Consider the following 24,635-nt stretch of genomic DNA (forward strand, 5'->3'; position numbering starts at 1 on the left):
TCGGCCAATGTGAGGTCCATCATTCGAGAGCGGTTTCATCCGTTCTCGACGTCGTGGCGTGCCCGCCGACCCGGCAGCGGCGGGTGATGCGAGGATGGCGGTGTGAAGGCGCCCGCCGTGACCCCGTCCGCCCTGCAGCTCGTGCTCGGCGACGAGGAACTGCTGGTCGAACGGGCTGTCCACGCGGCGGCCGAGGCAGCGCGGCTCGCCGACCCGACGGCCGAGACGACCCGTGTGAAGGTGACCGACCTGACGGGGCCGGAACTCGCCGAGCTCGTCAGCCCGTCGCTGTTCGCCGAACGCCGGGTGATCGTGCTGGAGGGGGCGCAGGAGGCGGGCAAGGACATCGCCGCCTCGATCGCCGCCTACGTGAAGGAGCCCGCGGACGGGGTGCAGCTCGTGGTGCTGCACAACGGCGGCGGGCGGAAACCGGGCAAGGACCTGATCGCCGCGCTGAAGTCGGCGAACGCCCAGGTCGTCGAGTGTCCGAAGATCACCAAGCCGGGTGACCGGGAGGCGTTCGTCCGCAACGAGGTCCGTCGTGCCGGAGGCAAGACGGACATGGATGCGGTCCGCGAGCTGATCGAGTCCGTCGGGTCCGATCTCCGGGAGCTGGCGGCGGCGGCCGCACAGCTGGTCGCGGACACGAACGGGCAGGTCACCGTCGAGGCGATCCGCCGCTACCACCGTGGCCGCGCGGACGTGACGGGGTTCGCGGTCGCGGAGAAGGCCGTCACCGGCGACGTGACCGGCGCGCTGGAGATGCTGCGCTGGGCGATGCAGCTGGGCGTGCCGCACGTGCTCGTGGCCGACGCGCTGGCGGACGCGGTGCGCACGGTGGCCAAGGTGGCGGGCGCGGGACGTGCGGACCCGTTCCGGCTGTCGAGCGAGCTGGGAATGCCCGCCTGGAAGGTGCGCAAGGCGCTGGCCCAGTCACGTGGCTGGCACCCGGCCGGCCTGGTCATGGCCATGCAGGTGGTGGCGGACGTCAACGCGGACGTGAAGGGTGTCGCGGTCGACGCGGGCTACGCCCTGGAGCGGGCCGTGCTGAGGCTGGCGGAGGCCCGCCGCCGGGCCTGAACCGGGCGTTTGTGCAGGTCAAGCGCCGACGACTCGGTGCACGAAAAAGGGCGCGCCGGCCGGTGCCGACGCGCCCTTCGTGCTCTGGGTCAGAGCGCGTTCGCGCGCTTCGCCATGGCGGACTTCTTGTTCGCCGCCTGGTTGGTGTGGATCACGCCCTTGCTGGCCGCCTTGTCGAGCTTGCGGCTGGCATCCTGCAGGAGCTCCGCGGCCTTCGCCTTGTCACCGGCGTCGGCGGCCTCGCGGAACTTGCGGATCGCGGTCTTCACCGAGGACTTGACGGACTTGTTGCGCTGACGCGCCTTCTCGTTCGTCTTGATCCGCTTGATCTGGGACTTGATGTTGGCCATAGGGGACTGCTCCTCGATGTCGATCACGGAAGTCGTGGCCGCATCTGCGGTGACCCCACCTGTGACGGCGGGCTTCCTCCTGGGCGGAATGCCACACGGGCACGACCCCGTGAGACTACCAGGGGCCCTCAGTGGCCTCCCAGGATGCTCCTGGTCAGCGCCTGCCGCTCGTCCATCAGCCCCGCCAGCGCCGTGCTCAGCGTCGCCTCCGTCATCTCCTCGCTGCCCGCCTCGACCTGCTCGAGGACCGCTCGGCGGACCAGTTCCTTGATGAAGCTCGCCGTCACGCCCTCGGTCGCCGCGACGACCTCGTCCGCGCGGGGCAGGTTCAGCGTCGTCGCCCGCGCGTACAGGCGGAGCAGGCGTTCCCGGCACTCGGCGTCCGGCTTCGGGACCTCGACAGCCAGGTCGATGCGGCCCGGCCGCTCCGTGAGGGCCCGCTCCATCGCCTCCACGCGGTTGGTGGTCAGGACGAAGGTCACATCCGCTTCCGAGCCGATGCCGTCCATCTCGTTCAGCAGCTCGAACAGGACCGGGTTGCCGTCCATCGACATCGTGCGGTCCTTGGCGATCAGGTCCACGTCCTCGACCACCACGATGGACGGGGCCAGCCTCCTCGCCAGCGACGTGGTGGCGCGCAGGAAGCGGATCATCGCGGCGCCGCTCAGCACGAACACCGTGCTCTCCGGCGCCCGGCTGAGCAGGTAGCGGACCGTGTGGGTCTTGCCCGTGCCGGGCGGGCCGTAGAGGAGCAACCCTCGTTTGAGGTGCTGGCCGTGGGCCTTCAGCGCCTCGGTCTGCTCCTCGCCGCGGACCACGTGGCGCTCGATGGAGCTGAGCACCCCGTCCGGCAGGACCACGTCCTCGGCGTCCAGCTCCGGTCGCGGCAGGAACGTCAGCAGCTGGTTGTGGCGGTGTTCGCTCGTGCCGAAGGCGAGCACCTTGCCGCGGAAGAGGTCCCGCTCCCGCATCAGGCGCTCGACCTCCTCGCGGACCGTTGCCGCCGTGGCGCGGTCGGCGGCCAGGAGCTGCAGGTGGCAGCGCTCCTCGCCGCGGTCCTCCTGCGCTCCCTGTACCGCCAGGACGACCGGTGTGCCGTCCGGCGCCGTCGTGCAGACCAGGCCGAGCTGGACGGCCTCCGTCGACGTCTCCGGGCCGGTCGCGACCGTGGTGTAGTCGACCGCACCGAGCTGGTACATCCGGCCCGCCGACGCGTCGGCCAGCATGTCGATCACTGTGTTGAAGCGTCTGTTGCCCGCGATCCCGAACCAGGTCGTCTCGGGGGTGTGTGCCGCGAGATAGGCGTCCACGCCGCGCTGCAGGTTCACGTGCTCGAACGCCGGTAAGTGCAGGGCGACGTTGGGGATCTCGGTCAGCGGGCAACCAAGGTGGTCGGTGATCTTCCTGATCAGCGGCGGGTCGGCGGCACCGTCGAGAGCGTGCTGCGCCGACTCGAACACCGCCTTCACGGACAAGGCCAGTTCACGTGCGTCGGTGACGTTCACGTCCCCACAGTGCCCTGGCCACCGCCCTCGCCGCTTCCGGGAACTTCACCCGTTTCGGCCAGGGGATCTTCCTTAGGGGGCCTGCCGCGCCGTGGCGGCTTGCCCGCGTTGTCGGGCAGTCGCCCCGCCTGCGACAACGCCCGCCGGAGCAGGAACTCGATCTGCGCGTTGGTGCTCCGCAGCTCGTCTCCCGCCCAGCGGGCGACCGCGTCGTGGATCGCGGGATCCAGACGCAGCAGGACTTTCTTGCGCTCCGGCACGGCCTCAGTGGTACAGCGAACCGGTGTTCACGACGGGCTGGGTGTCGCGGTCCGAGCACAGCACCACGAGCAGGTTGCTCACCATCGACGCCTTGCGCTCCTCGTCCAGGTCGACCACGTCCTGGTCGGCCAGTTCCCGCAGTGCCAGCTGCACCATGCCGACCGCGCCCTCGACGATGCGCTGCCGGGCCGCGACCACCGCGCCGGCCTGCTGGCGGCGCAGCATCGCACCCGCGATCTCCGACGCGTAGGCCAGGTGCGTGATGCGTGATTCGATCACCTCGACGCCCGCGGCCTCGACCCGGGCCGCGATCTCCGCGGACAGCTTCTCGGTGATCTCCGACGCGTTCTCCCGCAGCGACAGCTGGTCGATGCCGTGCGCGTCATACGGGTAGCTGGTCGCGATGTGCCGGACCGCGGTCTCCGCCTGGATGGTCACGAACTCGTCGTAGTCGTCGACCTCGAACACCGCGCGGGCCGTGTCGGTGATCCGCCACACCACCACGGCGGCGATCTCGATCGGGTTGCCGTCCGCGTCGTTGACCTTGGTCACCGCCGTCTCGTGGTTGCGGATCCTGGTCGAGATGCGCCGCCGGAACGTGAACGGGTTGACGAAGCGCAGACCGTCCGTGCGCACCGTGCCGACATAGCGGCCCAGGAACTGCAGCACCCTGGCCTCGCCGGGCGCCACCATGATCAGGCCGACGTTGAGGATGACCGCGCCGATGACCAGCACGGCGGACAGCGCGATCAGCACGATGCCCGACGTGCGCGGATCGGTGTCCGAGCCGGTCAGCCGGAGGATGCCGATGACGAGGAGCGCGGTCCCGCCGAGGTAGGCGAGCGTCACGAGGCCGAGCACGGGCAGCCCCGAGCTGCCGAAGGCCACGCGTTCACGCACGTGGGGAGTGGGCATGGGTGGTGTGTCGACGACGAGTCCGGTCGCGTTCATGGCAGTCCCCTCAGAGGCACGCATCTAGCAAAGTGATATCACTTTAGCGCACTGTCGAGTCCCTGTGCGAGCCCGCCGGGCGATGCGTCGGACGTCCGTGTCGCGCCGAGGTGAACGATCACGCCCGGATCGCCGAAGTTCCGTGTGAACCCGACGTGATCCGATCACCATTCCGACCCGAGGAGCGACCTCCATGTCCTACGTCAACCCGGCCGAACTCGTCCGCACGATGATCGACGCCGGCGAGGCCAAGGCGTTCATGTCCACGCGTGACACCATCATCCGGGCGTTCATGGCCGGTGCGATCCTCGCGCTCTCCGCCGCCTTCGCCGTCACGGTCACCGTGCAGACCGGCAACGCGCTCGTCGGGGCACTGCTGTTCCCGGTCGGGTTCTGCCTGCTGTACCTGCTGGGCTTCGACCTCCTGACCGGCGTCTTCACACTCGTGCCGCTCGCGTTGATCGACAAACGACCCGGGGTGCGGTTACGCACGGTCCTGCGCAACTGGACGCTCGTGTTCGTGGGCAACTTCGCGGGCGCGCTCGTCGTCGCGCTCATGATCGGGGTGATCGTGACCTACGCGTTCACGGTCGAACCGAACGCGGTCGGGCAGCGGCTCGGCGAGATCGGGGAGAGCAGGACCGTCGGCTACGCGGACCACGGCGCCGCCGGGATGCTGACGCTGTTCATCCGCGGCGTGCTGTGCAACTGGATGGTCTCCACCGGTGTCGTGGCCGCGATGATCTCGACATCCGTGTCCGGCAAGGTGATCGCGATGTGGATGCCGATCCTCGTGTTCTTCTACATGGGGTTCGAGCACTCGATCGTCAACATGTTCCTGTTCCCGTCCGGGCTGATGCTCGGCGGCGACTTCTCGATCGGCGACTACTTCCTCTGGAACGAGATCCCTACCGTGATCGGCAACCTGGTCGGCGGGCTCTCGTTCGTCGGGCTGACGATGTACGCGACCCACGCGCGGACCGGCCCGTCCCGCAACGGCACGGTCTCCCCGACCGCCGAAAACCCGGTGAAGGGCACGGTCGGGTAGTGACAGGGTGGGGTGGTGCACCCGGCCGCGATCCTGCTCGTGCTCAGCGCGGCGGTCGCGCACGCCGGGTGGAACCTCTACGCCAAACGGGTACCGGACGGCGGCGCGCTCTTCGTGTGGCTCGCCGCCGTCTGGAGCGTGGTGTTCCTGGTGCCGTTCGCGGCGGTGATCGTCGTCCAGAACGGGCTGGCGGCGTCCTGGTGGCTCGCGTTCGGGGTCAGCGGTGTCATCCACCTCGGGTACTTCGTGTTGCTGCAGCGGGGATACCGGGTCGGGGACCTGTCCGTCGTGTACCCGCTCGCCAGGGGGACCGGGCCGCTGCTGTCGGTGGTGGCTGCGGTCTGGCTGCTCGGGGAGCGGCCCGGTGCGGTCGCGCTCGCGGGGGCGGCGGCGGTGATCGCCGGGGTGTTCGTGATCGGCGGGCTGAAGACGGGCGGCGGCGCCGGGTACGGGTTCGCGACCGGTTCGCTCATCGCCACCTACACGCTCTGGGACGCCCACGCCGTCACCGCGCTCGCCACCCCGCCGGTGCTGCTCATGTGCGGGTCCGCGCTCGTCGAGTCGGTGCTGCTCGCGCCCTACGCCATGGCCCGCCGGGACACCGTGGCGCGGATCTGGCGCGACCACCGCGTGCCGGTGCTCGCGGTCGCGATCCTCTCCCCGCTCGCCTACGTGCTCGTGTTGTTCGCGATGCGGCTCGCGCCGGTCAGCCTGGTGGCGCCGGCCCGCGAGCTGTCCATCGTGGTCGGCAGTATCGGCGCGTGGCTGCTGCTCGGCGAACCGAACCCGTTGCGGCGGCTCACCGGGGCCGTGATCGTCCTCGCGGGGGTGGCGGCGATCGCGGTCAGCTGAGTAGTTTCTGCTGATGGAGAGATCAACCCGGGCACGCACGACCCCCGCCGGGCTGTTCGACGGCTACCTCGACCCGAAGCGGCCGCACGCGGGCGCCTACGACGAGATGTTCGCCCCCGACGGCACGGTCCGGCAGGCCTACCGGCGGCTCCACGACCAGCTCGCCAAGTCGGTGCCGGCCGAACTGGGCGCTCGTGCCGAGGCACTGGACCGGGCACTCGTCGACCAGGGCATCACGTTCTCGCTGTCGGGGCAGGAGCGGCCCTTCCCGCTCGACCTGATCCCGAGGGTGATCACCGCGTCCGAGTGGGCCCGGCTGGAACGCGGGATCGTGCAGCGGGTCAAGGCGCTCGAGGCGTTCCTCGCCGACATCTACGGCGACCAGCAGATCGTCCGCGACGGCGTGCTCCCGAAACGCCTGATCACCTCCTGTGCCCACTTCCACCGCCAGGCCGCGCGCCTCGTCCCGCCGAACGGGGTGCGCATCCACGTCGCCGGTATCGACGTCGTCCGCGACGAGGACGGCGTGTTCCGCGTCCTCGAGGACAACCTGCGCAGCCCGTCCGGTGTGTCCTACGTGATGGAGAACCGGCGGACCATGGCGCGGGTCTTCCCCGACCTGTTCGCCAAGCACCGGGTCCGCGCGGTCGGTGACTACGCCGTGCACCTGTTGCGCGCGTTGCGTGCGGCGGCCGCGGCGAACGTCGCCGACCCGAACGTCGTCGTGCTCACCCCGGGCGTGCACAACTCCGCCTACTTCGAGCACTCGCTGCTGGCCAGGCAGATGGGGGTCGAGCTGGTCGAGGGGCGTGACCTGTTCTGCCGCGACAACACCGTCTACATGCGCACCACGCAGGGCGAGCAGGTCGTCGACGTGATCTACCGGCGCATCGACGACGACTTCCTCGACCCCGTCCAGTTCCGGCCGGACTCGGTGCTCGGGGTCGCGGGCCTGCTCAACGCGGCCCGCGCGGGCAACGTGGTGATCGCCAACGCGGTCGGCAACGGGGTCGCCGACGACAAGCTCGTCTACACCTACCTGCCGGACATCCTGAAGTACTACCTGGGCGAGAGCATGCTCCTGCCCAACGTGGACACGTTCCGCTGCTGGCTGCCCGACGAGCGGCAGCAGGTGATGGACCGGCTCGCCGAGCTGGTCGTGAAACCGGTGGAGGGGTCCGGCGGCTATGGGATCGTGTTCGGCCCCAACGCGAACGCGCGTGAGCTGGCCGCGTTGCGCCGGCGCATCCGCGCCAACCCGAGGGGCTGGATCGCACAGCCCGTGGTGCAACTGTCGACCGTGCCGACCAAGGTGGGCCAGAAGCTGCGGCCACGGCACGTCGACCTGCGGCCGTTCGCCGTGAACGACGGCACCTCGGTGTTCGTGCTGCCCGGCGGGCTGACCAGGGTCGCGATCCCCGAGGGCAGTCTCGTCGTCAACTCCTCGCAGGGCGGCGGGTCCAAGGACACGTGGATCCTCGCGCCCCGGTCGTCCACCGCCGACGCCGAGCTGGCCGGTACCGGGCTCGGGGAGGCGCAAACGGTTGCGGAGGTCGCGCCGGAGCGTGGACCGGAGCTGACCAGCGGACAGCAACAACAGCAGCAACAGCAGCAGGGGGTGGACGATGCTCGCCCGTAACGCGGAGTCGCTGTACTGGATCGGCCGTTACGTGGAACGGGCCGACGACACCGCCCGCATTCTCGACGTGTCGGTCCACCACCTGCTCGAGGACGCGACCGTCGACGCCGACGCGACCAGCCGCCGGCTCCTCGGCGTCCTCGGCATCACCCCACCCGACGGCCAGCCCCTCGATGTGCGGCCGCTGACCGACCTCGTCGCGTTCTCCCGCGACCACGCGGGCTCGATCGTCTCGTCGATCTCCAGCGCACGCGAGAACACCCGCGTCGCGCGGGAGGTCGTGTCGACCGAGCTGTGGGAGTGCATCAACGCGATGTGGAACGCCGTGCCCGAACGGCAGCGCGCCGCGAAACGCCTCGGCCCGCACGAGTTCTTCTCGTTCGTCGAGGAACGTGCCGCGATGTTCGCCGGGCTCGCCGACTCGACCATGAGCCGCGACGACGGGTGGCGGTTCCTCGTGCTGGGCCGGTCCGTCGAGCGTGTCGACATGATCGTGCGGCTGCTGCTGTCACGGGTGGGGGACAAGCCGTCGTCGCCGGGCTGGGTGACGGTGTTGCGGTCCGCCGGTGCGCACGACACGTACCTGCGGACCTACCGCGGCGCACTGGACGTCAGCCGGGTGGTCCAGTTCCTGTTGCTGGACCGGCTTTTCCCGCGTTCTGTCTTCCACGCACTGCGGCAGGCCGAGGCCTGTCTGGAGCAGCTGGACCTGCGGCCGACCGTGCGTGTCGGTGCCAAGGCGGAGGCGATCCGGTTGCTGGGCAAGGCACGCAGCGACCTGGAGTTCCTGCGTCCGGCGGAGCTGCTCGACGACCTGCCCGGCCGGTTGACGTCGCTGCAGAAGACCGTGCGTGACGTCGGTGAAGCCGTTGCGCTGCAGTACTTCCACTCCGTGCCGTGGGTGGCGTGGACGAACGCGGGGGTCTCGCTGTGAACTGGCGCGTCAGGGTGGTGCACACGACCGGGTACCGGTACGCGGCGCCGGTCACCCAGTCCTACAACGAGGCCCGGCTCACGCCACGCAACAACCGGTGGCAGAACCTCGTCGTCAGCCGGGTCGAGACGACGCCGCCGACCAGGACCTACCGCTACACCGACTACTGGGGCACCGAGGTCACCGCGTTCGACCTGCACGCCCCGCACACCGAGCTGAAGATCGTGTCGTCGTCGGTGGTGGAGACCGGCGACGGCGGCGCGCCCGGCGACGGGGTCAGCTGGGCGGAGCTGCGGTCATCGGACGTGATCGACCGGTACGCCGAGTACCTCGAACCGACGAACTACGTGCCGAAGAACCGGGAGCTGGCGGCGGTCGCGCGCGAGCTGCGCAAGGGACGCAGGCCGGTGGACGCCGTGCTCGCCGTGTCGGAGTGGGTGCACGACAAGCTCACCTACCAGCGCGGCACGACCGGGGTGCACTCCTCCGCGGTCGACGCGTGGCAGGCCCGTGAGGGCGTGTGCCAGGACTACGCACACCTGACGCTCGCGTTGCTGCGGTCGATCGGCATCCCCGGCCGGTACGTGTCGGGCTACCTGCACACCAAACCGGACGCGGCGATCGGCGAGACCGTCAACGGCGAGAGCCACGCGTGGATCCAGGCGTGGACCGGTGACTGGTGGGGCTTCGACCCGACCAACGACATCGAGATCGGGCCGAGGCACATCTGGGTGGCGAGCGGGCGGGACTACGCGGACGTGTCGCCGGTGAAGGGCACGTACTCGGGTGGCGCCGCCACGGCCATCGAGGTGTCGGTCGACGTGACCCGGCTCGCGTAGTACTCCCGGCGGAGTAGCGGGCCGGTAGGTTTTACCGCCCTGTGCGTAGAACGGATCGGCCCGTCGGTCCGACGTTTTTCCGCGCCGTGCCGCCGACCATGGAGGCATGACTGAGAGCGACAACCGACGGTTTCTCTGGCGGGCGGGGGCGGCGATCGCGGTCGTCGGTGCGATGAGCATCGGTGCGATCGGTATCGCGTCCGCGTCCGGTGACGACACGCCCGCGGCCGCACAGCCGTCCGAGCCCAAGGCGGACGACGACGACTGGCACGGTCCGTGGCGTGGTGGTCCGTGGATGGGCGGGTTCGGCGGCGGGTTCGGCGGTGACTTCGGCGACGTGCTGGGCGCGGACGTCGACGGGATCCTCCACGGCGAGGTGGTGCTGTCGAAGGAAGGCGGCGGCACGCAGACGGTGCAGGTGCAGCGCGGTGCGGTGACAGAGGTCAGCGCGACCGGGGTGACGGTGAAGAGCAGCGACGGGTTCACGACGGCGTACGTGGTGAACAAGGACACGAAGGTCAAGGCCGACAAGGACGAGATCGGGTCGGTGGCGAAGAACGAGGAGGTGCTCGTGGTCGCGCCGAAGTCGGGTGACAAGCACACGGCGACCGTGCTGCTGGACCTGACCGACCTGGGCTGGAAATAACCAGTGCCCCGTTCAGGCGAGGTGGGCACGGATAGCCGACCCATCCCACCTGGACGGGGGCACTAGCCAGCGGGTTCGGCTCCCGCACCGTTGATACGGTTCGTCATGCCGATCGCATGGAGAGCTGCCTCCGAATCGTTGGAGCAGTTGCTGCGGAAGCGAGGCGTCCAGCCCGCCGCGGTCACCGATGTCGAGGAGGCGTGGCGTGCGTTCGTCGAGTTCTCGCAGACGGAGATCGGCGGGGTTGCGCCGGCCGACGAAGGCGGCGACGGATTCATCATTCAATGGGGCCGGCGTTCCTGGAGCGACAATCGCCTCATCCTGACGCTGACCAGACAACTTGCTGTGGTTGACCTCGGCGACCGGGATGATCCCGGCTGGCAGGCGGAACTGTGGCACGTCGAGTTGGAGATCGCTTTCGACAACGAGCCGGCGCTGGTCGCCCTCGAGCCCGGTCTGGACGCTCTCGACACGGGGTTCAGGTTCGATCCGATCGGCCCGCTGCGAGCGGCGGCGCTGGCCGAGTCGCGTGTCCAGGCGCAGCGGCAGCCACTCGTCAGGGCGTTGTGGACCGCGATTCCGGTGAACAGCGAGTTGAGGTTCGAATGCGCGTGCTGAGCCGGTCGCATCTGACAGCCCGCCGCTGAGGGGCTGTTCGAGGGTGGTGATCCGTCGGTGGAGTTGCTGGACGTCGCTGGGCGTGCCTAGCCGCGTAGTTCGCGGTACGCCGCCGCGGCACCGGGGTGCATCGGCAGTGGTGCGGTCGCGATGAGCGAGCGCTGGTCGAGGTACTGCGTGCCGAGTGCCTGCGGCGGCACCAGCCGGGACGCGCGGGTGACCAGCACCCGCACGACCGCGGCGGCGACGTCCGTGGGCAGGTCGCGGTGGCTGACCAGCAGGTTCGGCACGCCGATGGTGTCGACCGGGTGGCCGTAGCCGCCGTCGGGGACCGCGACGTGCTCGTACACCGCGCCGTACGCGGCCTGCAGCGCGGGGAGCTGGTCGGTGAGGTCGACCAGACGGATGGGGCGGCGCCGGTGCAGGTCCGCGAGCGCGGGCGTCGGCACCCCGCCGGACCACAGGATGGCGTCGACGGTGCCCGCCGCGAGTTCCGCGACGGCGTCGGCGAGCGGGTGGTGGTCGACGTCGGCGGTGATGCCGGACCCGGCGATCAGCCGGTCGCCGAACAGGGCGGCGCCGGACCCCTCGGCGCCCAGGGAGATCCGCTTGCCCGCGAGGTCGGTGACGGACTCGGCCGGGCTGTCGGCGGGGACGACGAGCTGCATGTAGTTCTCGTAGACGCGGCCGAGCGCGCGGAGCGGGACGGTCGTGGTGAACGGGGTGCGGCCCGCGTAGGCGGCGGACGCGGCGTCGGCGAGCGTGAGGGCGAGCTCAGCTTCGCCGTTCCTGACGAGTGTCAGGTTCTCGACCGAGCCGGTGGTGCTGATGACCGTCGCGGTCGTCTCGGCGGCGAGCAGTTCGGCGAACTCCTTGTAGAAACCGCCGGGTTCGCCAGCCGCGATCCGGAGCGTCTGCTGTGGACTGTCGGTGCAGGCCGTCGCGACGAGGGCGGTGGCCGCCGTGAGGAGGAACGTGCGGCGGGTCGGCCTCCGGCCCCCGGGTGCCACGCTACCGGAGGAGTACGACGGTTTCGGGCGAGCGGTGCCGGGTTGTCCACAGGTCATGGCGCGGTCCGGAGGGTGATGTCGACGGCCAGGCCGCCGCGGTCGCCGCCGCGGACGGTGAGGTGGCCGCCGTGGGCGGTGGTCAGGCGTTCCGCGATGGCGAGGCCCAGGCCGGAGCCGGGGGTCGCGGTGGTGGCGCGCCAGAAGCGTTCCGTGAGGCGCCGCAGGTGCTCCTCCGGGACGCCGGGGCCGTCGTCGTCGATGGTCACCGTGGTCTCGCCGTCGGTGCGCCGGGAGCTCCAGCGGACCGTGGCGCCCTCGCCCGCGTACTTGATCGCGTTGTCCAGCACGACGTCCAGCACCTGTGCCAGTTCGGACTCCGCGCAGCGCACGGGAAGCGTCGCCGGGGTTTCTCCTTCGAGACGCACGGACACCGCGGCCGCCGCTTCGTGCCACGCCTCGACACGGTCGGCCAGCACGGTCGCCGCGTCGCAGGTGGCGTCGGTGGCGGACGCGGCGAGGTCGGTGGCGATGCTGTCCGCGGACGCGAGGGTCAGCATGCCGTCCAGCAACGCTTCGAGACGGTCGAGCTCGCGGACCATCGGGTCGTAGGCGGGATCGGTCACCGCGGCGGTGTCGATGCGCAGCCGCAGCGCGGCCAGGGGGTTGCGCAGCTGGTGGGACGCGTCCGCGACCAGTTGTCGTTGCCTGCCCGCGGACTCGGCGAGCGCGTCGGACATCTGGTTGAACTCCTCGGCGAGCCCCCGCAGCTCGGGCGGGCCGGTGGCGACGTCGACGTGTGTGCGTTCGCGGCCCGCCGCCACCGCGTGCACGCCGTCGGCCAGTTGCGCGACCGGTCGCAGGAGCCAGCTCGCGATCCGCAGCACGAGCAGCACGCACGCGGCGGCGGCGAGCAGCGCCGCCAGCAGCACGACCGCCCACCGGAAGCGGATGTCCGCCACGGCCCGCGCCACCGACGAGCGCAGCACGATCGCACCGGTCACGCTGGTGCCCGTGCCCACCGCCTGCGCGAACAGCACCGTGCCGTCGGACCACGGGCGCAGGTCGTGCGGCGCCTGCCGGGGCTGGTTGCGCAACGCGGCGTCGATGGCCGCGGCCACGTCGGGGTTCGTCGCCCGCATCCCGGCCTCGATGACGACGCGGCGGCGGGCGTCCACGACCACCACGCCGTCGCCGTAGAGCGTCGTGTGCGCGCGGACCTCGGTGACCAGTTGGGTGCGGTTCTCCTGTGCGAGCGCGGCGAACCGGGCCGCGTCCGCGGTGCGGGACAGCACGAACTGCTGGGTCCGGTTGGCCGCGGTCGCCAGCAGCAGCGGCACGGCGAACCCGGCGACCGCGACCACCGCGAACGCCAGCAGCACCGCCAGCAACCGCCGCCGCACTAGCCCTCCAACCGGAACCCGAACCCGCGGATCGTCGCCACGAGTCCGGGACGGCCGAGCTTCGCACGCAGCCCGGTCAGGTGCACGTCCAGCGACCGGGACACCGCCAGGTACGCGTCGCCCCACACCTCGTCCAGCAGCCGCTGCCTGCTGACCGCCACACCGTGGTTGCGGGCGAGGACGGCGAGGATGTCGAACTCCTTCGCGGTCAGCTCGATCTCGGCGTCGTCGGTGGTGACGCGGCGGGCGTCCAGGTCGATCTCCACGTCCCGGACACGCACCACCGCGTGTTCCTCGGCCGGGCGGGCGCGGCGGGTCACCGCGTGGATGCGGGCCAGCAGCTCGGCGAGCCGCACGGGCTTGACCAGGTAGTCGTCGGCGCCGAGGTGCAGGCCGCGGACCACGGACCGCTCGTCGCCGCGCGCGGTCAGCACGATCACCGGTGTGGTCGCCACGCGGCGCAGTTTCCGCAGCACCTCCAGGCCGTCCACGTCCGGCAGGCCGAGGTCGAGCAGCACCAGGTCGGCGTCGTGGTGGCGGGTCAGCGCGTCCTCGCCGCGGGTGAGCCGCTCGGTGAGGTGGCCGTGCGCGCCGAGAGCGCCGACGACCGCGTTCGCGACACCGTCGTCGTCCTCGACGACCAGGACCTTCACCGGGCGACCTCTTTCCTAAGCGACCGTTAAGTCTGGCTCGGCCGGTAGTGAACCGAGGTTACGTTCTCGGCATGTCGAGTGAAGTGGACCACACCGTGGTGGCCGCGCCCCAGGACTGGCGTGCCCGGCTCAAGCAGATCGGCCCCGGCATCATGGCCGCCGCGACCGGCGTCGGCGCCGGTGACCTGGTGGCGACGATGGTCGCCGGCTCCAAGTACGGATACACGCTCCTGTGGGCGGTGATCATCGGCACGGCGTTCAAGCTGGCGCTCGGCGAGGCGGTCGGGCGCTGGCACCTGACGTCGGGGCAGACGATCCTGTCCGGCTGGCGCACCCTCGGCAAGTGGGCGCTGTGGTACTTCGGCGTGTACGCCGCCGTGTGGGGCTTCGTGTACGGCGCCACCGCGATGTCCGCGTCCGGCCTGCCACTGAACGCGCTGTTCCCGTTCCTGTCGGTCCGGTACTGGGCGATGCTGTGCGGCCTCGCCGGGTTCCTCCTCGTCTGGTACGGCAGGTACGCCCTGCTCGAGAAGGTCATGACGGCGCTCGTCGGCGTCATGTTCGTGACCGTCGTGGGCACCGCGGTCCTCGTGACCCCGAACCTGGGTGACGTCGCGTGGGGACTCGTGCCACGGCTGCCCGACGGTTCGCTCGTGTACGTGCTCGGCCTGGTCGGCGGCGTCGGCGGCACCATCACGATGGCCGCCTACGGCTACTGGACGATCGCGAAGGGCTGGCGCGGCCCGTCGTGGCTGCCGATGATGCGCACCGACAACGCGGTCGGCTACGTCACGACCGGCGTGTTCGTGATCGCGATGCTGATCGTCGGTGCCGAGCTGCTGGCCGGCCAGGAGGTCGTCACTGGCGACAAGGGCCTGCTGAACCTCGGCGACACGCTCGCCGCCGACTACGGCGAGTGGGCCAGGATCCCGTTCCTCGTCGGGTTCTTCGCGGTGTCGTTCACCTCGGTGATCGGCGTGTGGAACGGCGTGAGCCTGTTGTTCGCCGACTGGTGGCGGACGTTGCGGGCGCCCGCTGACCGGGTGGACGAGAAGGTGTCGAACAGGCAGCTGGAGCGCAGCCGCGCCTACCGCGGGTACGTGCTGTGGCTGACGTTCCCGCCGATGGTGCTGCTGTTCCTCGACAAGCCGTTCCAGCTGACGGTCGCCTACGGGGCACTCGGCGCGTTGTTCATGCCGTTCCTCGCGGGCACGTTGCTGGTGCTGCTCAACTCGCGCCGGGTGACCGCCGAGGGACGGTCGCGGTGGCTGTCGAACACGGTGCTCGTCGCGTGCCTGGTCTTGTTCGCCTACCTCGCCTACGACCAGCTGGTGGGCCTGTTCGAGTAGAGCCCGGGGGGATGGTGGCTGGACCCGGTCAGGCGATGACCGGGTCCAGCGCGTCCGACAACGCCGCTTCCCGGGCTACCGTTGAGCCATGACTGGCTGGGCCGGGAGCCGGCTCGCGGCGCGGGTGTACGACTTCGGGGTCGAGCGCGAATGGCTCGCCCGGCCGGCCGGTGCCGTGCTGTGGGGCACCGACACCCGCCTGATGTACGAGACGATCCGGACCATCGGGGCGATGCCCGCCGGGTCGGCGGTCCTGGACGTGCCGTGCGGCGGCGGCCCGGCACTGCGCGGGATGCGCCCGGGACAGGACCTTCGGTACGTGGCCGCCGACATCTCACCCGTGATGCTGTCCCGCACACGCGCGCGGGCCGCTCGCCTGGGCCGGGCCATCACCGCGACGGCCGCGGACATCACCCGGCTTCCGTTCGCGGACAACAGGTTCGACCTGTGTCTGTGCTTCAACGGACTGCACTGTCTTCCGGATCCGGCTGCCGCTGTGCGGGAGATCTCCCGGTGTCTGAAGGACGGCGCCCGGTTCGTCGGGGACACGATCGTGCGCGGTGCGGGGATCCGGCAGGATCTCGCGATCCAGGCGTTTCACCGGATCGGGTTGTTCGGGCCTGGTCGCACGCTGGACGACGTGGAGCGCTGGTTTTCCGGCGCTGGGATGCGTGTGGACCGGCTGGAGCTGTCCGGGGCCGTGGCCCATTTCGCGGCGACTCGCTGAGTCGCGGGTCCGCGTGCGGTGATCAGCCGTCGACCAGGAGGCCGCGCAGCGGGCCCTGCAGTCGTGCCGCCCGTCGCGAGACGCCGGGCAGCATGATGAGGCGGTGCGTGCGGCGCTCGCCCCTGGCCTCCAGCGCGGCCTGCTCCTCGGCGATCGGCCGCCACCGGTGGTCGACGATGTCGGTGGGGTCGCCGCCCAGCTCCTCGGCCGGGCACCGCAGGTGTTCCGACCACAGGCGCAGCCGGGTCGCGCGGATCAGCTCCCGGTCGTCGGTCGCCACGTTGACCTCGGTGTCGTTGAACAGCGAGTGCTCGTTCAGGTTCGCCGACCCGATCGTCATCCACTCGTCGTCGACGATGCCGAGTTTCGCGTGCACGTAGACCGGCGCCGACTCGTCGCCTTCGTGCGTGCTGATCGTGGTCGCCAGCAGCCTGCCGTCGCCGCCGTCGGCGTCGAGCAGCCTGCTCAGCTGGCCACGGGTGGTGTCCGCACCGTTGCTCGGCTTGCGCGGCAGCAGCAGGACCACGCGGAACCTCTCGTCCGGCGGGTCCCGCAGCTTGTCGATCAGCACCTCGGCGATCTCCGGCGACCACAGGAACTGGTTCTCCAGGTACACGAGCCGCCGCGCGGACCGCAGCGCGCGCAGGTACGCGTCGAGGATCGTGAACTCGCCCCGCGGCGCGAAGTCGTAGGTCTTGTCGGGGACGGTGCGGAGCAGTTGGACGCTCGTGCCGCCCGCCCGCGCCGGGACCGTCGGCTCCGGTATGTCCTCGGCCGCCACCTCCGCCCACCGCTGCCGGAAGTGCCGTGCCACGTCCGCGACCACCGGCCCCTCAAGCCGGGTCATCAGGTCGTGCCAGCAGATCGGGCGGCTCGGCGGGTGGTCGGTGCTGTCGTGCCGGTCGCCCTCCAGCGCCGTGAAGTCGACGCCGCCGACGAACGCGACCGTGTCGTCGATCACCACCAGCTTCTCGTGGTGGCAGTGCAGGGTCCGCTCGCGGGCGTCCAGCACGCACCGGACGGACGAGTTCTCGGTGAACTTCCGCTGCTCGGCCCGCACCAGCCGCCGGGTCGGCTGGAACGCGGGCACGGGCGGGCCCGCCCACAGCAGCAGCCGCACGTCGACACCGCGCCGCGCGGTCGTGGCGAGCAGGTCACGCAGCGTGGGCGCGTCGTCCTCGCGGGTCAACCGGAAGTCCGGGCTCGCGTGCCAGTTGGCGATGTGCACGTGTGACCTGGCGTTCCTGACGGCCTGCGCGATGGCGGGCAGGGCCTCCTCGCCGTCGACCAGCACGTCCACGCGGTTGCCGTGGCGGATCGCCGCCCGGCCGCCGAAGCGGTCCGTCATGCCGGTCGGTTCGAGGACCTCGCCCCAGCCCAGGTGCCGCAACCGGCGTTCGTGGTGGGCGCGGAGGACGTGCTCGAGTCCGTCGCCCAGGCGCTCGTCCACCTTGTCCAGCAATGAGCGAAAGGTGTTCACAAGTACCATGGCACTACAGTTCGACGTGGTTCGCCGAACGAGGGCGCAGGCGGTTCCGGGGCACGTGGGACGATGTGTGGTACCCGTAGACACCGCGAGGAACCTGAGTGACCACTTTCGCCGACACGACGTTCACGAACCCTGAGCTGATCAGGAACTTCTGCATCATCGCGCACATCGACCACGGCAAGTCGACCCTCGCCGACCGGATGCTGCAGATCACCGGTGTGGTCGAGGAGCGCCTGATGCGGGCCCAGTACCTGGACCGCATGGACATCGAGCGTGAACGCGGCATCACGATCAAGGCGCAGAACGTGCGACTGCCGTGGCAGGTCGGCGGCCAGGACCACGTGCTGCACATGATCGACACGCCCGGCCACGTCGACTTCACCTACGAGGTGTCGCGCGCGCTGGAGGCGTGCGAGGGCGCGATCCTGCTGGTCGACGCCGCGCAGGGGATCGAGGCGCAGACGCTCGCCAACCTGTACCTCGCGATGGAGAACGACCTGGAGATCATCCCGGTCCTCAACAAGATCGACCTGCCCGCCGCGGACCCGGAGAAGTACGCCGAGGAGCTCGCGCACATCGTCGGCTGCGAGCCGTCCGATGTGATGCGCGTCTCGGCGAAGACCGGTCTCGGGGTGCGGGAGCTGCTGAACGAGATCGTCCGCCGCGTGCCGGCGCCCGAGGGCAGGGCCGACGCCCCGACCCGCGCGATGATCTTCGACTCCGTGTACGACACCTACCGCGGCGTCGTGACGTACATCCGTGTCGTGGACGGCGAGATCACGCCGCGCCAGCGGATCAAGATGATGTCGACCGGCGCCACGCACGAGCTGCTCGAGGTGGGCATCATCTCGCCGGAGCCGAAGCCGTCGAAGGGGCTCGGCGTCGGTGAGGTCGGGTACCTGATCACCGGTGTGAAGGACGTGCGCCAGTCGAAGGTCGGCGACACGGTCACGGCCGAGAAGCGCGGGGCCACCGAACCACTCGCGGGCTACCAGGAACCGAAGCCGATGGTCTACTCCGGACTGTATCCGGTGGACGGTTCGGACTACGCGGACCTGCGCGAGGCGCTGGACAAGCTGCGCCTGAACGACGCGGCGCTGAGCTACGAGCCGGAGACGTCCGCCGCGCTAGGCTTCGGTTTCCGCTGCGGCTTCCTGGGCCTGCTGCACCTGGAGATCGTCCGCGAACGCCTCGAACGCGAGGCGGGCCTGGACCTCATCTCCACCGCCCCGAACGTCGTCTACCGCGTCGTGCTCGACGACGGCACCGACGCGGAGGTGACGAACCCGTCGGACTGGCCGGAAGGCAAGATCGCGGAGGTCTACGAACCGGTCGTGAAGACGACGGTGATCGCGCCGAGCGACTACATCGGCGCGATCATGGAGCTGTGCCAGTCGCGGCGTGGCCAGCTCGGAGGCATGGACTACCTGTCGACGGACCGCGTGGAACTCCGGTACACCATGCCGCTGGGCGAGATCATCTTCGACTTCTTCGACGCGCTGAAGTCCCGCACCCGCGGCTACGCGTCGCTGGACTACGAGCCAGCAGGCGACCAGAAGGCCGACCTGGTGAAGGTCGACATCCTCCTGCAGGGCGAACCGGTCGACGCCTTCTCCGCGATCGTCCACCGCGAGGCCGCGTACGGCTACGGCACGAAGATGGCGTCGAAGCTGCGCGAGCTCATCCCGAGGCAGCAGTTCGAGGTCCCGATCCAGGCGGCGATCGGCGCCCGCGTCATCGCCCGCGAGACGGTGCGCGCGATACGCAAGGACGTGCTCGCCAAGTGCTACGGCGGTGACATCACCCGTAAGCGCAAGCTGCTGGAGAAGCAGAAGGAAGGCAAGAAGCGGATGAAGATGGTGGGCCGTGTGGAGGTCCCCCAGGAAGCCTTCGTCGCCGCCCTGTCCACCGACGAGTCCCCGGACAAGACGAAGAAGAAGTAGCGCGGAGCGGTGTACCGGCGTCGACCAGACGCCGGTACACCGCCGTCGCTATGCCGGTGTACCCGGGATCAGCCATGCGATGTCGAGCCGCTGGTCCGCGAGCCGGGGTTCGCGGCCCGGCCGAAGGCGCAGGCCCACGGCCGTCGCGTCGGCGAGTACCTCCGGCGGCACCGGGTCGACCCGGCGCAGCAACGCCGCCAACGCAGCCAGCAACCGCAGGTCACCACGGGTGAACGTCATTCCGGACCACCTCCGAGGATGAGCAGCTTGCGGCGCAGCGTGTCCAGGCAGCGCCCCCTCGTCTGGCCGATGCTGTTCACCTTGATCCCCAGCGCGCGGCTGAGCTGCACGTACGTCATCTCCGGCGCGTGCGCCAGCAGCCCGAGCAGCTCCCTGCACCGCGCGGGGAGCGTGCCGAACGCCTGCCACAGCAGCCTGTCCCGCGCGTTGCGGAACACCGTGGGCTCCTCGTAGGTCTCGACCTCGATCTCGTCGAACGGGACCTCGCGTCTGCCCTGCAGCATGATCCGCAGGCACTCGCGGCGGGCGGTGGTCGCCAGCCAGCCCGCGAGCCGGTCCGGGTTGCGCAGCTTGGGCAGGTGTTCGGCGAGCGCCGCCCACGTGTTCTGCGACGCGTCGGCCGCGTCCGCGCCCCGTAACCGGTGTGCCCGCGTCACCGACCAGATGACGGGCGCGTGCCGGTTGACCAGTTCGTGCCAGGCGTCCTCGTCACCGCGGGCGGCCCGGTGGATCAGCTCCTGCATGCGACCTGTGACGGCGCCCGCGGCCCGCCGGACCCACGGGTCGCTCGAAATGAGTAGGACTACCCAGCGTGCGCGATCCCGTGCTCCAGGTACACGGTCCGGCCCTGCTCCTGCGCGCGCACAGCGGCCCGCATCCGCCGTTCCAGCCGGGGGATCAGCCGGTGGAACGCCTCGTCGGGCGACAGGAACGCGTACGACCTCAGTTCCTCGGCCTGCAGCCGGATCGCCGCGATCTCGCTGACCGTGAGCGTCCCGCCGTCGAACACGAACAGCACCCGGTCGCCCTGCGTCGGGTGCGGCGCCCAGTCGACGACCAGCAGCGCGCCGGGCTCACGGACCAGGCCCAGCTCCTCGGTCAGCTCGCGTGCGCACCCCTGCGACGGCGTCTCACCGACCTCGATGATGCCGCCGGGGATCTCCCAGTGGTCCTTGTACGTCGGTTCGAGCAGCAGGATCCGGCCCTGCTCGTCACGGATCAGTGCGCCCGCCGCGCTGAGGATGGTGTTGTGCACACCGGCAGTGCACCATGAGCGACATGGGGCGGCCGTTCACGGTGGACGATCTCGACTTCATGCCGGACGACGGCAACGTCTACGAGCTGATCGACGGCGTGCTGTTCGTCAGCCCGCCACCCGGCAGGCGGCACCAGCGGGCACTGGTCCGGCTCGGCGAGCTGCTCGACGAGACGTGCCCGGAGGAGCTGGCCGTGCTGTGGCCGCCGTACGTCGTCCGCCCGTCGTTCGACACGGAGCTGCGGCCGGACGTGCAGGTGGCGTGGGACGACGACATCGACGGCGAGGTCGTGTACGACGCGCCGGAGCTGGTGGTGGAGGTCGTCGACCCGGCCAGCACGATCAACGACCTCAACAACAAGAAGGCCGCCTACGAGCGCATGGGCGTGCCGCACTACTGGGTCCTCGACCCGGCCCGTCCGTCGATGCTGGTGTACGCGCTGGTGGACGAGGCGTACGAGCAGGTCGCCGAGGTCGTCGCGGAGGAACCCTTCGAGACCGAGAAGCCGTACCCGGTCCGGATCGTGCTCACCGACCTGCTCGGCCGTCACCCTTCGTGATCCTGTGCTGGAGAGGCATTGCCCTGGCGGTTTCGAGGTGTTGCCGGGGCCGTTCGCTGTCCGGCCGTCGGACATGACGGAGCTACAGCCCGATGCCCTGGTCGGACGTTCAGCGGATTTCACTGAGGAGTGTCTGCCGGTCGCTCCGGTGCTGGCCGTCGAGGTGAAGGACACCGACGTGCTGTCGGTGGACCAGCCGTTCCCCGTGCGGATCGTGCCCCGCGATCTGCTCGGCAGCTGGCCTCGTAGGTCACTTTCGTCCAAGACGGGGGCGTTACCGTCGTGGCATGGACGTGATCGAGCGCCTCCGGGCGTTGTGCACGGCCCTGCCGGAGGTGACCGAGAAGGTCAGCCACGGGGAGCCGGCGTGGTTCGTGCGCAAGCGGATGTTCGTGATGTTCGCCGACCGGCACCACGACGACCGGGTCGGGTTCTGGTGTGCGGCGCCGCCGGGGGCGCAGGAGGCGCTGGTCGACGGCGAACGGTACTTCCGTCCGCCCTACGTCGGCCACCGCGGCTGGCTCGGGGTCCACCTGGACGTCGAGGTCGACTGGGACGAGGTCGGTGAGATCGTCGAGGACGCCTACCGGACCGTCGCGCCGAAGACGCTAGGCGCCCAGCTGGCGCAGCGCTGACGTGTACTTGGCGAGCAGCCGCTCCTGCGTCGCCTTGTCCAGCCGCGACATGCGGTCCGGGGACATGTTGTCCGCGATGTCCGCACGCTTCACCGCCAGCGCGATCCGGTTCTCCGCCACCCGTGCCAGGTACGCCTCCTGGTCCTCGCCAGGGCGCTTGCTGATCGCCGCGATCGCGTCGAGCACCTCGGCGGGGCAGCCCGCTTCACGGAGGTCGTCGATCGTCACGGTCGTGTCCTCGACGACGTCGTGCAGCACCGCCGCCATCCGTTCGCGCTCGTCACGCAGTGCGCCCATCACCCGTAACGGGTGACCGATGTAAGGCCGGCCCGACTTGTCGAGCTGGCCCTCGTGTGCACGGCGTGCGACCTGGATGGCGTCGTCGAGGGTGAACGTGCGCTTCATCGGGTGAAAACGATCTTTCCCGCGGTTTCTCCGGCCAGCATCTGCTCGAACCCGTCCTTCGCCTCGGTCATGGGCAGCTCGGCGCCGATCGCCGGGCGCAGGCCCTTCAGGTCGCAGAACGCCAGGAGGTCGGCGAGCTCTTCCCTGTTGCCCATCATCGAGCCAACCACGCGGATCTGCATGAAGAACAGCCGCTGAAGGTCGGCACTCGGGTCGGGGCCGCTGGTGGAACCGGATACGACGAGCGTCCCACCGGGCTTCACCGACTTCATCGAGTGCGCCCAGGTGGCCTTGCCGACCGTCTCGAACACGGCGTCGACCCGCTCGGGCAGCCGTGCGCCGGACTCGAACGCCGCGTCGGCGCCCAGCGACATGGCGAGCGCGCGCTTCTCCTCGGTCCGCCCGGTCACCCACACCCGCATGCCGGCGGCCTTGCCGAGTGTGACCAGCGCGGTCGAGACCCCGCCGGACGCGCCCTGCACCAGCATCGTCTGGCCCGGCCGCATGCCGGAGCGGGAGAAGAGCATCCGGAACGCGGTCAGCCACGCCGTGCCCATGCACGCGGCCTCGGCGAACGACAGCGACGCCGGTTTGGGCAGCACGTTGCGCGCGGGCACGACGACCTTCTCCGCGAAGGTGCCCTGGTACTTCTCGGTGAGCAGGTTGCGCTTCGGGTCGAACGTCTCGTCACCGAAGGACGTGTCGCCGATCACACCGTGGATGACGACCTCGGTCCCGTCACCGAGCACGCCAGCGCCGTCGCAGCCCAGGATCATCGGGAACTGGTCGGCCTTGATCCCGACACCCCGCAACGTCCACAGGTCGTGCATGTTCAGGCTGCCCGCCCGCACGTCGACGGCCACCCAGCCGTCGGGGACCTCGGGCTCGGGTCGCTCGCCGACCCGCAACGCGTCGAGCGGGCTGTCCGGGTTCGGCTCTGCTGCGTAAACGGCGAACATGGTCCGTCACGTTACCCAGTCAGGGCATCTGGCGGACTAGGGAAGTGGTACAGGTCTACTCTCGTAGTCATGGTGGCGGAGTGGTGGAACAGCGTGGAGTTGTGGGTGTCCGGCCTTGCGTTCCCGCTCCAGTTCGCCCTCGTGATGGTGCTGCTGGGGCCGTTCTGCGTGGTCCTGGCCTGGGCGATCGACCGCGCCGTCGACCACGCGTCCACCTGGTTCGGCCCGGCGCCCGGTGACGAGGCGCCGATCGGCGCCGAGGACGGCGACGACACGCGCAGGGTGGATCTGGTCGACTCGGCCTCGCGGTGACTCCATAGGGTGAGGCCCGTGGGGTCATCCAGACGCATCACGGTCGCCCTGGTCGGGCTCGTCGTACTCGTGCTGGCCGGCTGGTTCGTGCAGTCCCAGCTGACCGACGAGCCACCGGCGCCGACCACGGGCATGCGCGAACAGGCGCTGTCCGACCTGCCCGCCGAGGCCGCCGACACGTGGCGGCTGATCGAGCAGGGCGGCCCGTTCCCGTTCCCCGAGGACGACGGCAAGGTGTTCGGCAACCGCGAGGGTCTGCTGCCCGAGCAGGACCGCGGCTACTACCACGAGTACACGGTCCAGACACCCGGCAGCGACGACCGCGGCGCCCGCAGACTGGTCACCGGTGCGGCGGACGAGGTCTACTACACCGGCGACCACTACGAGTCGTTCGTGAAGGTCGACGTCACCCGTTAGGGACCCACGCCGGCGGCCGCTTCTCCGCGAACGCCCGGATCCCCTCCTGCCCCTCGTCGCCCGCGAAGAAGCCGGCGGACAGCTCCAGCATGTCCCCGAAGTCGTCGGCGAGGTCGGCGGCCCTGGTACGTCGCAGCATGTCCTTGGTGGCCGCGAGCGCCGTGGGCCCGCCGAGCGCGAGCATGCCGGTGTACCGGTCGACCTCGGCGTCCAGCGCCTCGGCGGCGACGGCGGAGTTGAGCAGCCCGATCTCGACGGCCCGCCGCGCGTCGAACTTCTCCCCGGTGAGGAACAGCTCGTGCGCGGCCCGCGGCAACAGCCGCGGCAGGACGGTCACGGAGATCACCGCGGGCACGAGCCCCAGCCGGACCTCGGTGAACGCGAACGTCGCGGAGTCCACGGCCACCGCGATGTCCGCGGCGGCGACGATCCCCACCCCACCGGCCCGGGCAGGCCCGGCAAGCTTCGCGACGACGGGCTTCGCGCTGGTCCAGATCTGCGTGAGGATCTCGGGGAACTCGTTCACCCCGGCCGTGCTCGAGTTCGGGTCCCCGGCCTCCTTGAGGTCCATCCCGGCACAGAACACCGGCCCGGTGTGATCGAGCAGGATCACCCGAACGCCGTCGTCGCCCGCCGCGGCGGCCAGGTGGTCCCGCAACTCCCGCCGCAACCGCGCGGACAGGGCGTTCCGGTTGTGCGGCGAGTCCAGGGTGATCCTGGCGACGCCCTTGTCGACCGTGTAGTGCACCAGCTCGTCAGCCATGGTCGGAAGCGTAA

Annotated in this window: 29 protein-coding genes; 15 read left to right on the forward strand and 14 right to left on the reverse strand. The window is 70.3% G+C overall.

All coding sequences use genetic code 11. The features are described from left to right. The first annotated feature begins 102 nt into the window (after nucleotides 1-102). Nucleotides 103-1,080: a DNA polymerase III subunit delta gene (holA, locus tag ACIBVP_RS11220; protein WP_396105930.1), complete on the forward strand. Its 978-nt coding sequence runs from the start codon at nucleotides 103-105 to the stop codon at nucleotides 1,078-1,080. 89 nt (nucleotides 1,081-1,169) lie between these two features. On the opposite strand, the gene rpsT is transcribed toward holA, so the two are convergent. The 4 genes from rpsT to ACIBVP_RS11240 form a co-directional block, all read right to left on the reverse strand. Further along, nucleotides 1,170-1,430, reverse strand: a complete 261-nt coding sequence (gene rpsT / locus ACIBVP_RS11225; protein ID WP_396105931.1) for a 30S ribosomal protein S20 — start codon at nucleotides 1,428-1,430, stop codon at nucleotides 1,170-1,172. A gap of 128 nt (nucleotides 1,431-1,558) precedes the next feature. After that, a complete protein-coding gene (locus ACIBVP_RS11230) occupies nucleotides 1,559-2,935 on the reverse strand; it encodes an AAA family ATPase (RefSeq protein ID WP_396105932.1) in 1,377 nt (458 codons plus the stop codon). Next, nucleotides 2,932-3,195, reverse strand: coding sequence for a hypothetical protein (locus ACIBVP_RS11235; RefSeq protein WP_396105933.1), 264 nt, complete (start codon nucleotides 3,193-3,195; stop codon nucleotides 2,932-2,934). The genes ACIBVP_RS11230 and ACIBVP_RS11235 overlap by 4 nt, the downstream gene beginning before the upstream one ends. Nucleotides 3,196-3,199: 4 nt before the next feature. Further along, the gene (locus tag ACIBVP_RS11240; RefSeq protein WP_396105934.1) at nucleotides 3,200-4,147 is read right to left on the reverse strand and encodes an SPFH domain-containing protein; all 948 of its coding nucleotides are present in this window, start codon (nucleotides 4,145-4,147) and stop codon (nucleotides 3,200-3,202) included. 193 nt (nucleotides 4,148-4,340) lie between these two features. Here ACIBVP_RS11240 and ACIBVP_RS11245 point away from each other — a divergent pair, with 193 nt between their 5' ends. From ACIBVP_RS11245 to ACIBVP_RS11275, 7 genes are all read left to right on the forward strand, one after another. Then, on the forward strand, nucleotides 4,341-5,195 hold the full coding sequence (locus ACIBVP_RS11245) for a formate/nitrite transporter family protein (protein WP_396105935.1): 855 nt from the start codon (nucleotides 4,341-4,343) through the stop codon (nucleotides 5,193-5,195). Nucleotides 5,196-5,210: 15 nt separating this feature from the next. Continuing rightward, nucleotides 5,211-6,047: an EamA family transporter gene (locus ACIBVP_RS11250; RefSeq protein ID WP_396105936.1), complete on the forward strand. Its 837-nt coding sequence runs from the start codon at nucleotides 5,211-5,213 to the stop codon at nucleotides 6,045-6,047. 13 nt (nucleotides 6,048-6,060) lie between these two features. Then, the gene (locus ACIBVP_RS11255; protein ID WP_396105937.1) at nucleotides 6,061-7,686 is read left to right on the forward strand and encodes a circularly permuted type 2 ATP-grasp protein; all 1,626 of its coding nucleotides are present in this window, start codon (nucleotides 6,061-6,063) and stop codon (nucleotides 7,684-7,686) included. Further along, nucleotides 7,673-8,620: an alpha-E domain-containing protein gene (locus ACIBVP_RS11260; protein WP_396105938.1), complete on the forward strand. Its 948-nt coding sequence runs from the start codon at nucleotides 7,673-7,675 to the stop codon at nucleotides 8,618-8,620. The genes ACIBVP_RS11255 and ACIBVP_RS11260 overlap by 14 nt, the downstream gene beginning before the upstream one ends. Beyond that, nucleotides 8,617-9,459 (forward strand): transglutaminase N-terminal domain-containing protein, encoded by an 843-nt coding sequence (locus tag ACIBVP_RS11265; RefSeq protein ID WP_396105939.1) that lies wholly within the window; start codon nucleotides 8,617-8,619, stop codon nucleotides 9,457-9,459. Before ACIBVP_RS11260 ends, ACIBVP_RS11265 begins: the two co-directional genes overlap by 4 nt. A 106-nt stretch (nucleotides 9,460-9,565) precedes the next feature. Continuing rightward, the gene (locus ACIBVP_RS11270; RefSeq protein WP_396105941.1) at nucleotides 9,566-10,105 is read left to right on the forward strand and encodes a hypothetical protein; all 540 of its coding nucleotides are present in this window, start codon (nucleotides 9,566-9,568) and stop codon (nucleotides 10,103-10,105) included. 105 nt (nucleotides 10,106-10,210) lie between these two features. After that, a complete protein-coding gene (locus ACIBVP_RS11275) occupies nucleotides 10,211-10,723 on the forward strand; it encodes a hypothetical protein (protein WP_396105942.1) in 513 nt (170 codons plus the stop codon). Nucleotides 10,724-10,809: 86 nt separating this feature from the next. On the opposite strand, the gene ACIBVP_RS11280 is transcribed toward ACIBVP_RS11275, so the two are convergent. The 3 genes from ACIBVP_RS11280 to ACIBVP_RS11290 are packed head-to-tail and all read right to left on the reverse strand — an operon-like array spanning nucleotide 10,810 to nucleotide 13,786. Beyond that, nucleotides 10,810-11,733 carry a TAXI family TRAP transporter solute-binding subunit gene (locus tag ACIBVP_RS11280; protein ID WP_396105943.1) on the reverse strand — a complete coding sequence of 308 codons (924 nt, stop codon included), beginning with the start codon at nucleotides 11,731-11,733 and terminating at the stop codon, nucleotides 10,810-10,812. A gap of 53 nt (nucleotides 11,734-11,786) precedes the next feature. Continuing rightward, nucleotides 11,787-13,133 (reverse strand): sensor histidine kinase, encoded by a 1,347-nt coding sequence (locus ACIBVP_RS11285; RefSeq protein ID WP_396105944.1) that lies wholly within the window; start codon nucleotides 13,131-13,133, stop codon nucleotides 11,787-11,789. Next, nucleotides 13,133-13,786, reverse strand: coding sequence for a response regulator transcription factor (locus ACIBVP_RS11290; protein WP_396105945.1), 654 nt, complete (start codon nucleotides 13,784-13,786; stop codon nucleotides 13,133-13,135). Before ACIBVP_RS11290 ends, ACIBVP_RS11285 begins: the two co-directional genes overlap by 1 nt. A 71-nt stretch (nucleotides 13,787-13,857) precedes the next feature. Between ACIBVP_RS11290 and ACIBVP_RS11295 the strand changes: the two genes are divergently transcribed. Then, nucleotides 13,858-15,135, forward strand: coding sequence for an Nramp family divalent metal transporter (locus ACIBVP_RS11295; protein ID WP_396105946.1), 1,278 nt, complete (start codon nucleotides 13,858-13,860; stop codon nucleotides 15,133-15,135). A gap of 88 nt (nucleotides 15,136-15,223) precedes the next feature. Continuing rightward, a complete protein-coding gene (locus ACIBVP_RS11300; protein WP_396105947.1) occupies nucleotides 15,224-15,862 on the forward strand; it encodes a class I SAM-dependent methyltransferase in 639 nt (212 codons plus the stop codon). Between the two features lie 22 nt (nucleotides 15,863-15,884). On the opposite strand, the gene ACIBVP_RS11305 is transcribed toward ACIBVP_RS11300, so the two are convergent. Further along, nucleotides 15,885-17,342 (reverse strand): phosphatidylserine/phosphatidylglycerophosphate/cardiolipin synthase family protein, encoded by a 1,458-nt coding sequence (locus ACIBVP_RS11305; protein WP_396105948.1) that lies wholly within the window; start codon nucleotides 17,340-17,342, stop codon nucleotides 15,885-15,887. A gap of 107 nt (nucleotides 17,343-17,449) precedes the next feature. Between ACIBVP_RS11305 and lepA the strand changes: the two genes are divergently transcribed. After that, nucleotides 17,450-19,294, forward strand: coding sequence for a translation elongation factor 4 (gene lepA / locus ACIBVP_RS11310; protein ID WP_396105949.1), 1,845 nt, complete (start codon nucleotides 17,450-17,452; stop codon nucleotides 19,292-19,294). Nucleotides 19,295-19,342: 48 nt separating this feature from the next. Here lepA and ACIBVP_RS11315 read toward each other — a convergent pair whose 3' ends face one another. The 3 genes from ACIBVP_RS11315 to ACIBVP_RS11325 are packed head-to-tail and all read right to left on the reverse strand — an operon-like array spanning nucleotide 19,343 to nucleotide 20,570. Continuing rightward, complete coding sequence (locus ACIBVP_RS11315) at nucleotides 19,343-19,534, reverse strand: hypothetical protein (protein ID WP_396105950.1); 192 nt, start codon at nucleotides 19,532-19,534, stop codon at nucleotides 19,343-19,345. Continuing rightward, nucleotides 19,531-20,058: an RNA polymerase sigma factor gene (locus ACIBVP_RS11320; RefSeq protein WP_396105951.1), complete on the reverse strand. Its 528-nt coding sequence runs from the start codon at nucleotides 20,056-20,058 to the stop codon at nucleotides 19,531-19,533. The genes ACIBVP_RS11315 and ACIBVP_RS11320 overlap by 4 nt, the downstream gene beginning before the upstream one ends. A 59-nt stretch (nucleotides 20,059-20,117) precedes the next feature. Then, nucleotides 20,118-20,570: an NUDIX domain-containing protein gene (locus ACIBVP_RS11325; RefSeq protein ID WP_396105952.1), complete on the reverse strand. Its 453-nt coding sequence runs from the start codon at nucleotides 20,568-20,570 to the stop codon at nucleotides 20,118-20,120. 23 nt (nucleotides 20,571-20,593) lie between these two features. Here ACIBVP_RS11325 and ACIBVP_RS11330 point away from each other — a divergent pair, with 23 nt between their 5' ends. Both ACIBVP_RS11330 and ACIBVP_RS11335 read left to right on the forward strand, forming a co-directional pair. After that, nucleotides 20,594-21,130 (forward strand): Uma2 family endonuclease, encoded by a 537-nt coding sequence (locus tag ACIBVP_RS11330; RefSeq protein ID WP_396105953.1) that lies wholly within the window; start codon nucleotides 20,594-20,596, stop codon nucleotides 21,128-21,130. A 287-nt stretch (nucleotides 21,131-21,417) separates the two neighbouring features. Continuing rightward, a complete protein-coding gene (locus ACIBVP_RS11335) occupies nucleotides 21,418-21,765 on the forward strand; it encodes an MmcQ/YjbR family DNA-binding protein (RefSeq protein WP_396105954.1) in 348 nt (115 codons plus the stop codon). On the opposite strand, the gene ACIBVP_RS11340 is transcribed toward ACIBVP_RS11335, so the two are convergent. Beyond that, a complete protein-coding gene (locus ACIBVP_RS11340; RefSeq protein ID WP_396105955.1) occupies nucleotides 21,739-22,170 on the reverse strand; it encodes an HD domain-containing protein in 432 nt (143 codons plus the stop codon). The genes ACIBVP_RS11335 and ACIBVP_RS11340 overlap by 27 nt on opposite strands. Continuing rightward, entirely contained in the window at nucleotides 22,167-23,129 is a 963-nt protein-coding gene (locus ACIBVP_RS11345; protein WP_396105956.1) for a zinc-binding dehydrogenase, read from the reverse strand. Before ACIBVP_RS11345 ends, ACIBVP_RS11340 begins: the two co-directional genes overlap by 4 nt. A 69-nt stretch (nucleotides 23,130-23,198) precedes the next feature. Between ACIBVP_RS11345 and ACIBVP_RS11350 the strand changes: the two genes are divergently transcribed. Both ACIBVP_RS11350 and ACIBVP_RS11355 read left to right on the forward strand, forming a co-directional pair. Next, the gene (locus tag ACIBVP_RS11350; protein WP_396105957.1) at nucleotides 23,199-23,441 is read left to right on the forward strand and encodes a hypothetical protein; all 243 of its coding nucleotides are present in this window, start codon (nucleotides 23,199-23,201) and stop codon (nucleotides 23,439-23,441) included. Between the two features lie 18 nt (nucleotides 23,442-23,459). After that, nucleotides 23,460-23,858 (forward strand): ribonuclease domain-containing protein, encoded by a 399-nt coding sequence (locus tag ACIBVP_RS11355; protein WP_396105958.1) that lies wholly within the window; start codon nucleotides 23,460-23,462, stop codon nucleotides 23,856-23,858. Here the strand turns inward: ACIBVP_RS11355 and ACIBVP_RS11360 are convergent. After that, nucleotides 23,848-24,621, reverse strand: coding sequence for an enoyl-CoA hydratase-related protein (locus ACIBVP_RS11360; RefSeq protein ID WP_396105959.1), 774 nt, complete (start codon nucleotides 24,619-24,621; stop codon nucleotides 23,848-23,850). The two genes, ACIBVP_RS11355 and ACIBVP_RS11360, sit on opposite strands and share 11 nt — an antisense overlap. Between the last annotated feature and the right edge of the window lie 14 nt (nucleotides 24,622-24,635).

Origin of the sequence: Actinophytocola sp. NPDC049390, from assembly GCF_044466355.1 — a bacterium.
Taxonomy (GTDB): Bacteria; Actinomycetota; Actinomycetes; order Mycobacteriales; family Pseudonocardiaceae; genus Actinophytocola.

Bases quoted from the DNA above. Each gene is read 5' to 3' on its own strand.
- rpsT (WP_396105931.1), bottom strand. From the start codon at position 1,430: ATGGCCAACATCAAGTCCCAGATCAAGCGGATCAAGACGAACGAGAAG.
- ACIBVP_RS11260 (WP_396105938.1), top strand. From the start codon at position 7,673: ATGCTCGCCCGTAACGCGGAGTCGCTGTACTGGATCGGCCGTTACGTG.
- ACIBVP_RS11345 (WP_396105956.1), bottom strand. From the start codon at position 23,129: ATGTTCGCCGTTTACGCAGCAGAGCCGAACCCGGACAGCCCGCTCGAC.
- ACIBVP_RS11350 (WP_396105957.1), top strand. From the start codon at position 23,199: ATGGTGGCGGAGTGGTGGAACAGCGTGGAGTTGTGGGTGTCCGGCCTT.
- ACIBVP_RS11320 (WP_396105951.1), bottom strand. From the start codon at position 20,058: ATGCAGGAGCTGATCCACCGGGCCGCCCGCGGTGACGAGGACGCCTGG.
- ACIBVP_RS11245 (WP_396105935.1), top strand. From the start codon at position 4,341: ATGTCCTACGTCAACCCGGCCGAACTCGTCCGCACGATGATCGACGCC.
- ACIBVP_RS11295 (WP_396105946.1), top strand. From the start codon at position 13,858: ATGTCGAGTGAAGTGGACCACACCGTGGTGGCCGCGCCCCAGGACTGG.
- ACIBVP_RS11330 (WP_396105953.1), top strand. From the start codon at position 20,594: ATGGGGCGGCCGTTCACGGTGGACGATCTCGACTTCATGCCGGACGAC.
- ACIBVP_RS11300 (WP_396105947.1), top strand. From the start codon at position 15,224: ATGACTGGCTGGGCCGGGAGCCGGCTCGCGGCGCGGGTGTACGACTTC.
- ACIBVP_RS11315 (WP_396105950.1), bottom strand. From the start codon at position 19,534: ATGACGTTCACCCGTGGTGACCTGCGGTTGCTGGCTGCGTTGGCGGCG.
- ACIBVP_RS11275 (WP_396105942.1), top strand. From the start codon at position 10,211: ATGCCGATCGCATGGAGAGCTGCCTCCGAATCGTTGGAGCAGTTGCTG.
- ACIBVP_RS11240 (WP_396105934.1), bottom strand. From the start codon at position 4,147: ATGAACGCGACCGGACTCGTCGTCGACACACCACCCATGCCCACTCCC.
- ACIBVP_RS11335 (WP_396105954.1), top strand. From the start codon at position 21,418: ATGGACGTGATCGAGCGCCTCCGGGCGTTGTGCACGGCCCTGCCGGAG.
- ACIBVP_RS11360 (WP_396105959.1), bottom strand. From the start codon at position 24,621: ATGGCTGACGAGCTGGTGCACTACACGGTCGACAAGGGCGTCGCCAGG.
- ACIBVP_RS11255 (WP_396105937.1), top strand. From the start codon at position 6,061: ATGGAGAGATCAACCCGGGCACGCACGACCCCCGCCGGGCTGTTCGAC.
- ACIBVP_RS11340 (WP_396105955.1), bottom strand. From the start codon at position 22,170: ATGAAGCGCACGTTCACCCTCGACGACGCCATCCAGGTCGCACGCCGT.
- ACIBVP_RS11270 (WP_396105941.1), top strand. From the start codon at position 9,566: ATGACTGAGAGCGACAACCGACGGTTTCTCTGGCGGGCGGGGGCGGCG.